This window comes from Streptomyces capoamus, assembly GCF_014654935.1.
In the GTDB taxonomy this organism is placed as follows: Bacteria; Actinomycetota; Actinomycetes; order Streptomycetales; family Streptomycetaceae; genus Streptomyces; species Streptomyces capoamus.
This window is the reverse complement of record NZ_BNBF01000011.1, coordinates 19,970-34,696: the sequence shown is the minus strand read 5'-3', so window position 1 is coordinate 34,696 and position 14,727 is coordinate 19,970. Positions and strand designations below refer to the sequence as shown.

Annotated in this window: 11 protein-coding genes; 4 read left to right on the top strand and 7 right to left on the bottom strand. The window is 73.0% G+C overall.

Translation table 11 applies throughout. From position 1 onward, the window contains the following. Positions 1-375: acyl-CoA thioesterase (locus IE312_RS40760; protein ID WP_306419777.1), on the top strand; the 375-nt coding region annotated here is incomplete at its 5' end. Positions 376-445: 70 nt separating this feature from the next. On the opposite strand, the gene IE312_RS18660 is transcribed toward IE312_RS40760, so the two are convergent. After that, entirely contained in the window at positions 446-1,942 is a 1,497-nt protein-coding gene (locus tag IE312_RS18660) for an LCP family protein (protein WP_440862361.1), read from the bottom strand. A gap of 128 nt (positions 1,943-2,070) precedes the next feature. Here IE312_RS18660 and IE312_RS18655 point away from each other — a divergent pair, with 128 nt between their 5' ends. After that, positions 2,071-3,099: a glycosyltransferase family 2 protein gene (locus IE312_RS18655; protein ID WP_189983215.1), complete on the top strand. Its 1,029-nt coding sequence runs from the start codon at positions 2,071-2,073 to the stop codon at positions 3,097-3,099. A 57-nt stretch (positions 3,100-3,156) separates the two neighbouring features. Here the strand turns inward: IE312_RS18655 and IE312_RS18650 are convergent, their stop codons facing one another. The 4 genes from IE312_RS18650 to IE312_RS18635 form a co-directional block, all read right to left on the bottom strand. Then, positions 3,157-4,773 (bottom strand): LCP family protein, encoded by a 1,617-nt coding sequence (locus IE312_RS18650; protein WP_189983551.1) that lies wholly within the window; start codon positions 4,771-4,773, stop codon positions 3,157-3,159. Between the two features lie 129 nt (positions 4,774-4,902). Next, complete coding sequence (locus tag IE312_RS18645) at positions 4,903-6,654, bottom strand: LCP family protein (RefSeq protein ID WP_189983213.1); 1,752 nt, start codon at positions 6,652-6,654, stop codon at positions 4,903-4,905. Positions 6,655-6,894: 240 nt separating this feature from the next. Next, positions 6,895-8,064, bottom strand: coding sequence for an LCP family protein (locus tag IE312_RS18640; protein ID WP_189983211.1), 1,170 nt, complete (start codon positions 8,062-8,064; stop codon positions 6,895-6,897). A 274-nt stretch (positions 8,065-8,338) separates the two neighbouring features. Then, the gene (locus tag IE312_RS18635) at positions 8,339-9,094 is read right to left on the bottom strand and encodes a TIGR03089 family protein (protein ID WP_189983209.1); all 756 of its coding nucleotides are present in this window, start codon (positions 9,092-9,094) and stop codon (positions 8,339-8,341) included. A gap of 111 nt (positions 9,095-9,205) precedes the next feature. On the opposite strand from IE312_RS18635, the gene IE312_RS18630 reads away from it, so the two are divergent. Together IE312_RS18630 and manB are read left to right on the top strand one after the other, a co-directional pair. Then, a complete protein-coding gene (locus tag IE312_RS18630) occupies positions 9,206-10,738 on the top strand; it encodes a peptidoglycan recognition protein family protein (RefSeq protein ID WP_189983207.1) in 1,533 nt (510 codons plus the stop codon). A gap of 208 nt (positions 10,739-10,946) precedes the next feature. Then, positions 10,947-12,029 carry a mannose-1-phosphate guanylyltransferase gene (gene manB, locus IE312_RS18625; RefSeq protein WP_189983205.1) on the top strand — a complete coding sequence of 361 codons (1,083 nt, stop codon included), beginning with the start codon at positions 10,947-10,949 and terminating at the stop codon, positions 12,027-12,029. Between the two features lie 290 nt (positions 12,030-12,319). Here the strand turns inward: manB and IE312_RS18620 are convergent, their stop codons facing one another. Further along, positions 12,320-13,375 (bottom strand): DNA-3-methyladenine glycosylase family protein, encoded by a 1,056-nt coding sequence (locus tag IE312_RS18620; RefSeq protein WP_370467571.1) that lies wholly within the window; start codon positions 13,373-13,375, stop codon positions 12,320-12,322. A gap of 64 nt (positions 13,376-13,439) precedes the next feature. After that, positions 13,440-14,727, bottom strand: a 1,288-nt coding sequence (locus tag IE312_RS18615; protein WP_229900074.1) for a coenzyme F420-0:L-glutamate ligase, incomplete at its 5' end; no start/stop codon positions are given.

Below are 14,727 nucleotides of genomic sequence, written 5' to 3'. Positions count from 1 at the left end.
CACTCCGGCGGTCCCGCCGTCACCGCGTCGATGGACGAGATGGTGTTCCTGGAGCCGGTCCGCGTCGGCGACCTGGTCCACGTCAAGGCGCAGGTGAACTGGACCGGGCGCACCTCGATGGAGATCGGCGTCCGGGTGCTCGCCGAGCGCTGGAACGAGTCGGACCCGGCCACCCAGGTCGGCTCGGCCTACCTGGTCTTCGCTGCCGTCGACGCCGACGGCCGGCCGCGCCGGGTGCCGCCGGTGATACCCGAGACCGACCGGGACCGCCGCCGCTACCAGGAGGCCCAGATCCGCCGCACCCACCGCCTGGCCCGCCGCCGGGCGATCCGCGAGCTGCGTGAGAAGCGCGCGGCGGAGGGCTTCGAGGACTAGGGGACCTCCCTGCGGCCCGTCGCTTGATCAGGCCGGGCTCGGACGGTGTCCGGGCGCCGCCGCGGAGCGCTCAGCACACCACCTCGTTGCCCCGCACCACGGTCTGCTCCGGCCGTGCCGGGTCCTCGAAGCGCACCTTGCGCACCTTGCGCACGTCGGTGAGGTCGGTGCCGGCCGTCACCTTCAGCAGGGGTCCCTGTCCCGGCACCGCGCGCAGCTCGCTGCCCGGCAGGGCCGCGGCCAGGGAGCGGGCGGAGCGGTCCCAGCGGGGGTCGTAGGAGATCACCGTGCGCGCCACGTGGGCGGGCGCGGTCACGGGCAGGCGGGTGGTGGCGAAACCGGTCGCCGCGAGCGCCGCGTCGACCCGCTTGCCCAGTCCCACCGTGCCGCTGCCGTTGGCCACCTGCACCCGCACGGTGTCCGGGGCCACCTCCACCGGCACCGGGGTGTGCGCCGGGTCGCGGCGCGGGCGCTCCCCGGCGAGCGGCTTGTCGTCACGCAGCGACCGGAACAGCTCGTCGGCCCTCGCCGGGTCCCACTTCAGGGTCGAGCCGATGCCCTTGACCTCGTAGTTCAGCTGTCCGATGGGAACGGTGGCGAACTCGGACGAGGAGGGGGAGAACTCCCGCATCGCCCGGCCGAGGTCGAGCAGCTCGTCGGTGCCGAAGCCCTCGTCGGCGCGGACCGAGCCGAGCACCGCCCGGGTCACGTCCCGGAACCGCATCGGGTTCAGCAGCACCCCGGAGGAGGTCGTCTTCTCCAGCAGCGCGGCCAGGAACCGCTGCTGCCGCTTCATCCGGCCCAGGTCGCTGGCGCCGTCGAGGTGCCGGGAGCGCACGTACTGCAGGGCCTGCCCGCCCAGCAGGGTGTGGATGCCGGGGCCGAGGTCGAGCCCGGTGTAGGTGTCCTTCAGCGGCGTCGGCGTGCACACCTTGACCCCGCCGAGCACGTCGACGGTCTTCATGAAGCTGGTGAAGTCGACCTCCAGATAGTGGTCGATCTTCACGTGGGTCATGTTCTCGACCGTGCGGATGGTCAGCTGGGGGCCGCCCTCGGCGTAGGCCGCGTTGAGCCTGACCGGGTGCGGGCCGTGCCGCTGCCCCGAGTTCATGTCGATGTGCGCGGGCATCTCGGCGTAGGAGTCGCGCGGCAGACTCACCACACTGGCCCGCTCCCGGTCCTCCGAGATGTGCACGATCATCATCGTGTCGGTGCAGTGGCAGGGCTGGCCGCCCAGCCGGTAGGCGCGCCGGTCCTGCTCACTGATCTTGTCGCGGCCGTCGGTGCCGACCAGCAGCAGGTTCATGCCGTGCCCGGCCCGGGGCCGGTTCTTCATGTCCTTGAAGGCGTCGACCCGGGCGATCCCCGCGTCCAGACTGGCGACGACCGCGTGCCCGATACCGGCGGAGGCGAGCACCACGACCGACAGCGTGGTGACCGCCCGCATGGCCCAGCGCGGCCGGCGCGGCGGCCGCACGGACCGCACCGGCCGCTCGGGCGGGCGCGGCACACGGCGGGGCGGCCGGTGACGTTGCGGAGGCGCGGGGGACCGAGGCGGGCTGGGCAAGGAGGACACCTCCGGACGAGGCCGTACGTGGGATCCGTGAGCACAGTAGGCCGATACGATCTCCAGCCCGCGCCGCAGCCCCGGCGGCGCGCATCCGTGTCCCCCGTTCGCGGTAACGTGAGGCCCCTATGAACGCCAAGCCCGACGTGCGGCTCCCCGCTGTGTCCGTGATCATGCCCGTCCTCAACGAGGAGCGGCATCTGCGCGGGGCCGTCCAAGCGATCCTCGCGCAGGAGTACGCCGGCGAGATGGAGGTCGTGATCGCCCTCGGTCCGTCCACGGACCGCACGGACGAGATCGCCGCCGAGCTGGTCGCCGAAGACCCGCGCGTGCACACCGTCCCCAACCCGACCGGCCGCACGCCCGCGGCGCTGAACGCGGCGATCAAGGCCTCCCGGCATCCGATCGTGGTCCGCGTCGACGGCCACGGCATGCTCTCCCCGGACTACATCACGACCGCCGTGCGCCTGCTGGAGGAGACCGGAGCGCAGAACGTCGGCGGCATCATGCACGCCGAGGGCGAGAACGACTGGGAGCACGCGGTGGCCGCCGCGATGACCTCCAGGATCGGCGTCGGCAACGCGGCCTTCCACACCGGCGGCCAGGCCGGCCCCGCCGAGACGGTCTACCTCGGCGTGTTCCGCCGCGAGGCGCTGGAGCAGCAGGGCGGCTACAACGAGGAGTTCATCCGCGCCCAGGACTGGGAGCTGAACTTCCGCATCCGCGAGGCGGGCGGGCTCATCTGGTTCTCGCCCGAGCTGAAGGTGTCGTACCGGCCGCGGCCGTCGGTGCGGGCGCTGGCCAAGCAGTACAAGGACTACGGCCGCTGGCGGCACGTCGTCGCCCGCTACCACTCCGGCTCCATCAACCTGCGCTACCTCGCCCCGCCGGTGGCGGTGTGCGCGATAGCGGCGGGTCTGGTCGTCGGCGCGGCCCTGACCCCCTGGGGCTTCGTGGTCCCGGGCGGCTACCTGGCGGCGATCGTCGCGGGCTCCGTCCCGGCCGGCAAGGGGCTGTCCGCCAAGGCGCGGCTGCAGATCCCGGTGGCCCTCGCCACCATGCACATGTCCTGGGGCTGGGGCTTCCTGACCAGCCCGAAGTCCCTGGCCAGGAAGGTCATCGCCTCCCGGCGGCCCGCGGTCCTGGACACCGTCTGACACACCGCGAAGGGCCCCTCCCGTCCGTGGAGGGGCCCTTCGCGGTGTGCCGGTCCGTCACCGCCACTGGTACGGCTTGTACACGTCCATGCACGTCGGCTTGTCCGAGGCGTTGGCGGCGTCGGTGCCCTCGGGCAGGTCGCCGGCCTTCGGGACGGACTCCTTGGGGTAGGCGGTCCCGGTGCGCCAGTCCGCGCCGACGACGACCGTGACCCCCGACACCTCGGTGGACTTCTGCACCTGGCTCATCGGGATGCCCAGCGCCTCGGCCACCGCCTGGGCGTCACCCTCCAGGTCCGCGCTCGGGTACCGCACGACCGTCCTGTCCTCGGCCAGGCTCCCCGAGGTGTCCGCCTGCGCCCGGGCGTAACCCTTCCGCACCAGCACCTGGCCGATCGCCGAGGCCCGCTGCGGGACCGCGGCCTCGGCGGAGGTCCGGGTGGCGTTCTGCACCAGCACGCCGAGCCGGGCCGCGTCGAGCGAGGGCGTCCTGGCCGACCCGTCCTTCCCGCCGTCCTTCTTCGCGCCGTCCTTCTTCCCGCCGGACTTCCCGCCGTTCTTGTCGAACGGCACGTCGTCCTTGAGCATCTGCCAGACCTTGTCGGCCTTGCTCCTGTCCGGCACGACGTGGTTGTCCGGGTCGTTCGGGTCCGGGACGTTGGGCATCGTCACACTGGTGATGCGGTCGGTCGGCACCGACTTCATCTCCATGCCGAGGTCGTACAGCTTTTTGACCGTGCCGATCTCCTCGGAGACCTGCAGGGACTTGGTGGCCGCCTCGGCCAGGTCCATCAGCCGGCCGGTGTCGGTGAACACGTTCTGCTTCTTGAGCGTGCGGATCATCGAGTTCAGGTACATGTGCTGGGCGCGGGCCCGCATCAGGTCGCTGCCCCAGGCGTGCCGGGTGCGCAGCCACTGCAGGGCCTGCTCCCCCTTGACCTTGTGGGAGCCCTTCGTCAGCTTCAGGCCGGAACCGCCGCGCTGACTGGGGGTCGAGTGGTCCCAGACGTTCTGGTTCACACAGACCTCGACACCGCCGATGGCGTCCGCCATCCGCACCACGCCCGCGAAGTCGATCGTCATCCAGTGGTCGATGTAGACCCCGGTGAGCTCCTCCCAGGTGAGCAGCGTGCAGCCGGCTCCGCCCCGGGCCAGGGTGACGTTGATGATGTCGTCCGTGGGCGGGTAGTCCTTGCCGTCCGGGTCCTTGCACTCGGGTATGTGCACGCGGGTGTCCCGGGGGATGCTGACCATGGCGGCGCTCTTGCGGTCCGCCGAGAGGTGGATGAGCATCTGGACGTCCGCGAGCGGCGGATCGCCGACGTGGTCCCTGCTGCCGCCGAGCTTGAGGTTTTCCTTGGAGTTCCGGCTGTCGGAGCCGATCAGGAGGATGTTCAGCGGGGTCTGGCCGGCCGCGTTCGGGGCGGTCCGCTGCGCCTTGGAGTCGTCGCCGCCCGCGCGTTCGCCCTTCCGGATGTTGCTGTTGAGATGCTGGTAGTAGAGATATCCGGCGCCCGCCGTGCCGAGTATCACCACCGCCAGCACGGTCGCCGACCAGCGCAGCACGCGCCGTCTGCGTCGCCGTCGATCGGTCTGCGGACCGCCGGCCCGCCGTCTGCCGCCGCCCCGGCCCGGACGCGCCGGGGCGTCCGCGGTCCGCGACGCGAGCGGCATCGTGTCCCCGACCGCCGAAGCCTCCCCGCGCACCTCGCTCTGCGCCAACTCCCTGCCCTCCCCACCCTTGCGCCAAGCAACGGGCCCGCCCCGCGTCCGGTTAGACGCCTGACGGGCCCCCAGGGTTACCTACGCGGCGCACTTCACCTTGTCTGCCGTGGACTTGTCGACGTCCGGCGCCTTGGCCGACGGCGTGAGGGGGACCCCCGCACCCTTGAAGTCCTTGCCCAGGGTCAGCGTCATCGCCGGCAGCCCCTGGGAGTTGGTCACGCTCTTGCCCGGCTTCATGGCGGCCCCGGACAGCCCCATGAGCGCGGCCAGCCGGCGCGCCTGGGCGGCCTGGTCGGGCCCGTACTCCAGCGTGGTCCTGCCGAGCGGGGCCGGCGCGTTGCCGGAGTTCTCCGACTTGGTCACGCCCGCGTCGTTCTGCAGCCAGCTGAGCACCGCCTGGGCGCTGCCGGCCGCGGCCCCGCCGTTGAGGATGCGCACCCGCACCTCGGAGGCGGGCGCCTTGGCACCCTTGAGCCGGGCCGCCTGGGCGTCCTTGGCCGCCTTCTGCTTCTTCTTCACGTCGCTGAAGGAGACGTCGTTCTTGATGGCGTCGAAGACGGCCGGGGCCTTCCCCTCGTTGAGGACGACCGTGGAGTGGACCTTCTCCGCCGGGTTGTCCACGACCGGCACCGTGGCGAAGGTCAGGTTCTTCGGGTTGAGCTTGCCCATCTCCAGACCCAGGTCCTTCAGCTTGGAGATGCTGTCCAGCTTGTCGTCCACGGTCAGCGCCTTGGTGCCCGCCTCCGCCAGCTTCACCATCTTCGTCGGACTGCTGAGCGTGGAGTTGCCCTTCAGCTTGCGCATCAGCGCGCTCAGGAACTGCTGCTGCAGCCCGATCCGGCTCAGGTCGCCGCCGAAGCCGACGGAGTGCCGGGTGCGCACGAACGCCAGCGCCTGCTCACCGGAGATGTTGTGCGTGCCCTTGGACAGCTTCAGGTGCGAGTCCTTGTCGTCGATGTCCTTGGCCAGACAGACCTCGACCCCGCCGACCGCCTCGGTCAGCGACTTGACCGCGTTGAAGTCGGCGACCATGAAGTCGTCCGGCTTGATCCCGGTCAGCTCCGTCACCGTCCGCATGGTGCAGCTCGGCGTACGGTCGTCCTGCCCGAGGCTCTCGTTGAAGCGGACGCCGTGCGAGCCGGTGATGACCTTCCGGCTGCCGTCCGCCTGCTGGGTCGGGCAGTCCGGGATGTCGACGATCAGGTCACGCGGGATGCTGAGCGCGGTCGCGTTCGACCGGTCCTTGGACAGGTGCAGCAGGATGGTGGTGTCGGCGTGGCCGACGCTGCCCGAGTCGCCGTAGCCCTCGTTGCCCTTGCCGGTGCGCTTGTCCGTGCCGATCAGCAGGATGTTGATCGCCTCGTCCTTGCTGAACCCGCCGGTGCTCGCGCCGTCGTCGGACACGGAGGTGATGTTGTCGTTCAGGTGCTTGATGTAGAGGTAGCCGGCGGCCGTCACGGCGACCAGCACGAAGGCCATGGACCCGCCGGTCCACAGCAGCACCTTCTTCGCCGTCGACTTCTTCTTCACCGGCCGCCGGGCGGCCCGCCGCCCCTGCGGTGCCTCCGGTTCCGCGTTCCGGCGCCGGGCCGAGCGCGGCGCCGGCACATCGGCACCGCGCGCCCGGGGCGACTGCCGGTCCTCGCCGGCCGGCTGCCGCGTACGGCCCGTCGCGCCGCCGTCCCGGGAGGACGGTCTGCGGGGTCCGGGAACCGGCGGCTGCGCTGCGGAAGGGCTCAGTCGCAGTTCGTATTCGCCGGTGTTCGGATTGAGTACCCACTGGTCTGCGGGGTCGATGTTGTCCGCCCGCCCACGGCCTTGCGCGTCCACGGTTGTCCGAATCCTCCGTCGGGGCCACGCGGCGCCTTCCCCCTCCAAGGCGCTCGGGTCTCGGTGAAACAGTGCACGACCCCGACAAAGCCCGTCGGACTTCGCGGCCAGGTGCACCGGATCGCTCACACTATCCGCCCAGTTCAGCGTCGAGCGACGCCGGTGACAAATTCCACCTCCCTACAACCGGGCAATCCCCCTCATTTTCTGAACCGAAGTTCGCCGTTCTTACCCAACGCCTTACTCACAGGTCTGTTCGGCGGCGGTGTTCCCGCGGAACGTCGGCGCGGGGGAGGGGCCGTCCGCCCCGCCCGCTCCTGTGTCCCGCCCGGGAACTTCCTGTGGATTCCCCCGGGTCACCACCACCGGCTGGTCGGCCCGCAGCCGCACGAACAGCTTCTCGGCCTCCGGTTCCACGAGCTGGTCGCGGTTGGGGTCGTAGACGTACGACTCCCTCGGCACCGTCAGGAACTGCACGCGTTCGGTGGGGATGTCACGCAGGCCGCGGACCAACTGGTACAAGCCACGCAGACTGGCCAGCTCCGGGTCGGTCGTCAGCGAGGAGGTCGCCGCGTCCAGCACCGGATACAGCTTCACGGGGTTGAGCAGCACGTCGCTGCTCTGCACCTTGTTGACGAGCGCGCCGAGGAACCGCTGCTGGCGTTCCATCCGTTCGGTGTCGCTGCCGTCGCCGAGCGACTTGCGGGCCCGGACGAAACCGAGGGCCTGCTCCCCGTCGAGCGTGACCTTCCCCGCGGGCAGCTTCAACTGCGCCGCCTTGTCGTCGACGGGCTCCCGCAGGCACACCTGCACCCCGTCGACGGCGTCCACCATCTCCTTGAACCCGCTGAAGTCCACGACCATGTGGTGGTCGACGCGGATGCCGGTCAGTTGCTCGACGGTCCGGATCGTGCACGCCGAACCGCCCACCTGGAAGGCGTGGTTGAACATCGCGAACACCGGGTCGCTGCGCCTGCCGTCCTCCTGGCGGCAGCCGGGGATGTCCACCATCAGGTCCCGGGGCAGCGAGACGGCGGTGGCGCTGCGCCGGTCGGCGGCCAGGTGCAGCAGGATCGTGGTGTCCGACCGCTCGGTGCCCAGGTCCCTGCCGTACTTGCCGTTGCCGTCCCCGGCCCGGGTGTCGGAGCCGATCAGCAGGATGTTCTGCGCGTCCCGCACCAGTGCGGTGGGCCGCTCCCGCTCGTACCGGGCGAGCTCGGCCGCGGCGGCCTCGTCGGCGGTGATGTTGGCGCTCAGCTTCGCGTACACGGCCCAGCCGGCCCCGCCGGCCGCCGCGGCCAGCACGGCCGCCGCCAGCGCGGAACCACGCAGCCACCGGCGGCGGCGCCGCCGTATCAACCCGTCCCCGGTCGCCGAGGCACCGAGGGGCTCGCCTGCGGTGTCGGTCACGATGGGGCCATCCCCTCACGGCGTACGAGCGTCGCGTCCTGCACTTACGACGATGGCGGGAGAGGGGACCGGAAGCGCCCTGGGGTACTCCGATCGGGGGAACGACGGTGTCCCGCGAGACATCGCCCCTCGGTCCGTCTCACCGTTGCTGAACGGCTTGCCGGCGTTCGGATCGCACCAGTCGGCGGCGATCGCGCGGTAGAGAACAGCCGCGAGGGTCACGAGAGGGCGGCGGTGTCCGCGGGCGGGCCCGCTCCCGGGACCCCCGGTGGGCTCACCGCCGTACCGTCGTCACCCGCTCGCTCTCCACCCGCTTGGCGAGGGCCTCCTCGTCCAGGCGCGCCAGGTGCTGGCACAGCACCACGGACCCCCCGACGGCCAGCGGCGAGAACAGCCCCGCGCTGAGCCCCTCCCAGGTGTCGTACGGCAGCCCGGACAGCAGCCTGGAACCGGGCCCCGTCAGCCCCAGCGCCCCCGCCTCGGAAGCGGCCCGCTCGACGACCTCCGCCCCGCTGAACTCCCGCCCCGCGGCGATGAGCGCCGGCTCCTCCGGGTCCACCGGCGCGAACGGGGCGAACCGGTCGCCCTGTCCCGGCACTTCGACGGCGTAGTCGAGGAACCCGGCCGGGGCCTGCGGGAAACGCCCGCCCAACGGCCGCAGTGCCAGCGCCACTCGCTCGCCGCGGCACGCGAGCGCCGCGTCGAGCGAGTCCGGTCCGCTCACCACCACGTCGGCCGCCGCCGGGTCACCGCCGATGTCCGCGAGCGCGCCCACCGAGGAACAGGCCAGCAGCCACACCGCCGTCTGCCAGTGCGCGGGCAGCAGCAGCGCGACCCGGTCACCGGGCCCGGCGGACAGGTCGCCCTGGAGGAGGTTGGCGGTCTTGGCCACCCAATTGGCGAAGGTGGCCACGGACAGTTCGACGCGTTCGCCCGTGGCGTCGTCGTAGAAGGTCACCAGCGGACGGCCGGGGTCCGCGGCGAGTGCGGAAGTCAGCAGGTCGGCAGGGGTGCGATCGGTGGCGTTCACCCGGCACAGGGTACGCGCGGGCCGGCGGGCGCGCCGGACGGCGGGGCCACCGGTTCGGCGCAACGCCTGCCGACACTCCGTCAGTTCACTGATGGACATATTTGTCAGACTATGTCCAAGATCAGGCCCATGCGTGGATCCCTCCCTTCCTGTCCTGGCGTCTCCCCGCTCACCGCCCGCTCGCTCGGCGTAGCCCTCGCCGCGCTCGTCGCGCTGGCCCCGGCCCTGCCGGCGACCGCCGCGGCGGCACCGGCCGGATCCGCCGCGTCCGGCGGCACCCGGTCGCTGCCGCTCGTCCCGCTCGCCCGGCAACGCGTCCTCGGCGCCGCCCCCGAACAGGGGCTGTACCGCACCGGCCTCGCACGGTTCGCGCTGGTCGGCGTCGTCTGGGACGACCCGGACCGCGAGCTGCACGGCCGGGCGAAAGTGCGCACCAGATCCGCCGCTACCGGCGAATGGTCCGGCTGGCAGGACATCGAGACGCACCACGCCGAGCACGGTGCCGATCCGGGCACGGCGGAGGGCTCCGCCCGGCGGCTGCGCGGGGGGACCGCACCGCTGTGGGTGGGGGAGTCGGACGGCGTGGAGGTGCGGGTGCGGGCGCAGGAACCGGCCGGTGCGCCCGGAACGCGCGCCGGGGCGGCACGGTCGCCGCTGCCGGCGGGACTGCGGCTGGAGCTGGTCGACCCGGGCCGGGACGGAGGGGACGGGGCGGCCACGGGTGCCTCGGAGACGGAGGACGCGGAGGCCGGTGAGGTGGCCGGGGCCGGGGCCGGGGGCGGCGGCAAGACCGGGGACGGTGCAGGGGCCGGAGGCGGGACCGGGGATGCCGGCGAGCGGTTGCCGGCGAGCGGGCCGGCCGACGACCCGCCCCGTACCGCCCTGGACACGGAGGCCGCGATCGCCGCGTCCGGCGCGAACGCCGACATCACCGCGTTCGGCGCCACCGAGATCCCGGAACTCGACCGGGAGGCCACCGAGCGCGAGCTGGCCGGGCTCCAGGGGACCACGCTCGACGACCCGACCCGGGCCAAGCCGTACATCGGACCCCGACCGGCGATCGTCACGCGCCGCGGCTGGGGTGCGGACGAGTCACTGCGCGAACGCGGGTTCGTCTACACCAAGACGGTCAAGGCGGCCTTCGTCCACCACACGGCCTCGGGCAACGCGTACACCTGCGCCCAGGCCCCGTCCGTCATCCGCAGTATCTACCGCTACCACGTCAAGAGCATGGGCTGGCGGGACATCGGCTACAACTTCCTCGTCGACAAGTGCGGAACGATCTACGAGGGCCGGGCCGGGGGCGTGGCCAAGGCGGTGCTCGGCGCGCACACCCTCGGCTTCAACACCAACAGCACCGGCATCGCCGTGATCGGCACGTACGGTTCGAGCCGGCCGTCGGGCAGCGCGGTGACGGCCGTCGCCCGGCTCACCGCGTGGAAGCTCGGGCTCTATGGGGCCAATCCGCTCGGAAAGACCTATCTCACGTCGGGCGGTGGCAATCTGTACCCCAAGGGGAAGAACGTACGACTGAACGTGATCTCCGGCCACCGCGACGGGTTCGCCACCGAGTGCCCCGGCAAGCTGCTCTACGCCAAGCTCGGCGCGGCCCGCTCCAGCGCGGCGACGTACCAGGGGCGCTGAGGCCGGGGCCCGCGTGCACCGCCGTCGTGCCGTCGTGCCGTCGTGCCGTCGGGGTGACGGGTGGGGCGGTCGGGGGAAATAGCATGCCGATCTCGCGGGACACCGCGCGGCCGGCCAAGGCGTCGTCGCACGGTCTGCATACACTGACCGGCCGAAACGAGTGTCCACGAGTAGTTCGGCCGGTCCCGGCAGGAAGCAGAGACGACAGGTGACAGAAGCGATCCTCCTGGTCGGCGGCAAAGGCACCCGGCTGCGACCGCTCACGGTGCACACGCCCAAGCCGATGGTCCCGGCCGCCGGAGTGCCGTTCCTCACCCACCAGCTGGCGCGGGCGCGGGCGGCGGGCGTCGACCACATCGTCCTCGCGACCAGCTACCTGGCCGAGGTGTTCGAGCCGTACTTCGGTGACGGCTCCGCGCTGGGCCTGCACATCGAGTACGTGACGGAGGAGGAGCCGCTCGGCACGGGCGGGGCCATCCGCAACGTCGCCGCCCGGCTGCACTCCGGGCCCGACGACCCGGTGCTGATCTTCAACGGTGACATCCTGACCGGCCTGGACATCAGGGCGCTGGTGGACACCCACGAGTCGACGGGCGCCGACGTCTCGCTCCACCTGACGAAGGTCACCGACCCGCGCGCGTACGGCCTCGTGCCGACCGACGGAACCGGCCGCGTCCTGGCCTTCCTGGAGAAGCCGCAGACGCCCGAGGAGATCGTCACCGACCAGATCAACGCGGGGGCGTACGTCTTCCGCCGCTCGCTCATCGACACCATTCCGGCCGGGCGGCCGGTCTCGGTGGAGCGGGAGACCTTCCCCGGTCTGCTGGCCGCCGGCGCGCACCTGCAGGGCATGGTCGACTCCACGTACTGGCTGGACCTCGGAACCCCGGCCGCGTTCGTCCGCGGCTCGGCCGACCTGGTCCTCGGCCGCGCGCCGTCCCCGGCCCTGCCCGGCCGCTGCGGCGACCGCCTCGTGCTGCCCACGGCCACGGTGGCGCCGGGCGCCAAGCTGACGGGCGGCACGGTGGTGGGCGAGGGCGCGTTCGTGGCGGAGGGCGCGCGGATCTTCGGCTCCACCATCCTCCCGGGCGCCGTCATCGAACCCGGCGCCGTCATCACCGACTCCCTCATCGGCACCCGCGCCCGCGTCGGCGAACGCTCCGTGCTCACCGGCACGGTCATCGGCGACGGCGCGGTCGTCGGCGCGGACAACGAACTCCGCGAGGGCGTACGGGTCTGGTGCGACGCCCACATCCCCTCAGGCGCCGTCCGCTTCTCCTCGGACCAGTGACCCGGGCTCCGCACCACCGCTCCCACGCGGAGCCGCACCCCACCGCCGCCCGTCCACAGCCACGGGCAGTCGTGCCGTTGGGGGTGGCGGCCATCGTGCCGTTGTAGCTGCGGGCAGTCGTGCCGCTGGGGCGGCACGGGTGGGCGCAGCGGCACCCTGTCAGCGCCGGCAAGCGCACAGACTTCCGGCCGACCTGGACCTGTCAGCGCCGGCAAGCGCACAGACTCCCGGCCGACCCGGACCTGGCAGCACCGGTGACCGATCCGCCCCCGCCCCGACCCACCCCCGCTTCAGAGCAAGCCGATGTCCACCCGGCGCATCTTCGGGGCGCGCCGCGCCGGCGTCACCCCGCTCAGCAGGATCAGCCGGGCCGCCCGATGCCGCTGCCCGGCATACGGCTCCAGCAGGCGCAGCATCTCCGTGTCGTCCGCATCCCGGTTCCCCGCCAGCGCCCACCCCACGATGCCCGGCAGGTGCAGGTCCCCGACGGTCACCGCGTCCGCCGCCCCGTGACTGCGCTGCACCACTTCCGCCGACGTCCACGGCCCCACCCCCGGCACGACCTCCAGCCGCGCCCGGGCTTCACCCGCCGGCATCCCCACCGTCTGCTCCAGCCGCGCAGCGACCCGTACGGCCCGCAGCACCGTGGACGCCCGCTTGTCGTCGACCCCGGCCCGGTGCCACTCCCAGGAGGGGATCAGCGCCCAGGTCCGCGGCGCCGGCATCACCCACATCGGCCGCTCGCCCACCCCCGCGGGCCCCGGCGCCGGCTCCCCGAACCGCCGTACGAGCCGCCGCCACGCCCGGTACGCCTCGTCGGTGGTGACCTTCTGCTCCAGCACGGACGGGATCAGCGACTCCAGCACCAGCCCGGTCCGGGTCAGCCTCAGCCCCGGCCGCCGGTGCCGAGCCAGCGCCACCACCCGGTGCCGCGGCACGAACGCGTCCGGCTCGTCGGCGGCACCGAGCAGTTCCGGCAACCGCTCCAGCAGCCACTCGGCACCCGGCCCCCACGCCTCGCCGAGCACCTCACCGCCGTACGCCCGGACCCGCAGCGTGCCCGGCCCGGCGGGCGTACGGCAGGCCCGCCACACGGAGCCGTCCGCCGTGGCCCGGAACGTCGGGTCGCCGGGCCCGCGCCGCAGCGGGCCGAGGACCAGCCCCAGGTCCAGCGGACCGTCCGGCACCCAGCGCCGTACCCGCGCGGGGGCCGCCGCCTGCCGCGGTATCCCGGCAGCGGACGCCGAGGGCGCGGGAGCCTGCCCGCCGCGCATGGGGATGGGGGCTCCTCCCACGCCGTTCGGGCTGTGGGGGAGCGTGGGCCGCTGGGGGAAACGTCCTGCCACGAGTGAGTCCTAGACCGCCGGTCGGCTTCCGGAGGTGCCGGTGCCGTCCTACGAGACTAGGCGCTCAGCGCACCGTCACGAACGCCCCCGCGTCCCGCTCCGGCCTCGGTCCGGGCTCCTGAGCCGGACGGCCGACCGCCACCGCGCCCATCGGGTCCCAGTCCGCCGGCAGCTCCAGCACCTCGCGCACCACGTCCCGGCAGAACATCGTGGACGACACCCAGGCCGAGCCCAGCTGCTCCCCGGCCAGCGCGACCAGCAGGTTCTGCACGCCCGCGCCCATGGCGACCACGAACATCTCCCGCTCGGCACCGTCGCGCCGGGCGTCCCCGTAGGTGTGCGAGCCGTCCATGACGAGGCACGGCACGATCAGGTACGGCGCGTTGCGCAGCACGTCACCGCGCCGGACCCGCTTGGCGACGGACTCCTCGCTCTTGCCGTCCCGGCGCAGGTCGGCGATCCAGGCGTCCCGCATCGCGTCCAGCAGCCGTACCCGCGACTCCTCCGACTCCAGCAGCACGAACCGCCAGGGCGTGGTGTGGTGCGGAGCGGGCGCGGTGACCGCGGCGGCCACCGCGCGGCGGACCGCGCCGGGGTCCACGGGCTGGTCGGTGAACGCCCGCACGGTACGCCGCTGGGTGACGGCCTCCCGCACGGCCTCGGAGGTGCCGAGCCGGAACATGTCGTCCCGCGCGGCGCGCACCAGCGCCCGCGCGCCCTCATCGGTACCGCCCTCCTCACCGGCACCGGAGGCGCCCGCACCGGAGGCGCCCGCACCGGAGGCGCCCGCACCTGACGCGCCCGCACCGGACGCGCCGGGGACGAGGACGTGGGCCAGTCCGCGCACCACGGCCACCGGCCGCCCCGCCGCCTTGCCCTTGACCAGGTCACCGGCGGCGGCCAGCTCGTCCGCCGTGGCGACGACGGTCGCGCTGAGCGGGTTGCCGTACGCGTCCGTGCCCCCGCGCAGATCGTCCAGCACGCGCACCCCGGCCGCGCCGATGGCCACGTCCGTGAGCCCCGCGCGCCAGGGCCGCCCGAAGGTGTCGGTGACGACGACACCGACGTCGACGCCGAGCAGCTCGCGCAGCCCGGCCCGGATCGCGCGCGCGGACGCGTCCGGGTCCTCGGGCAGCAACAGCACCGTGCCGGCCGGGGTGTTGGAGGCGTCGACGCCCGCGGCGGCCATGACCAGGCCCTGCCGGTTCTCCACGATGCGCAGCGTGCCGCGGCGGGCCACGACCCGGACCGTCTCCGCGTCGATCGCGGCCTCCCGGTCGGCCGCCCGCACGATCCGGCCCTCCGCCTTGGAGACGATCTTGGAGGTGACGATCAGCACATCCCCGTCGGCC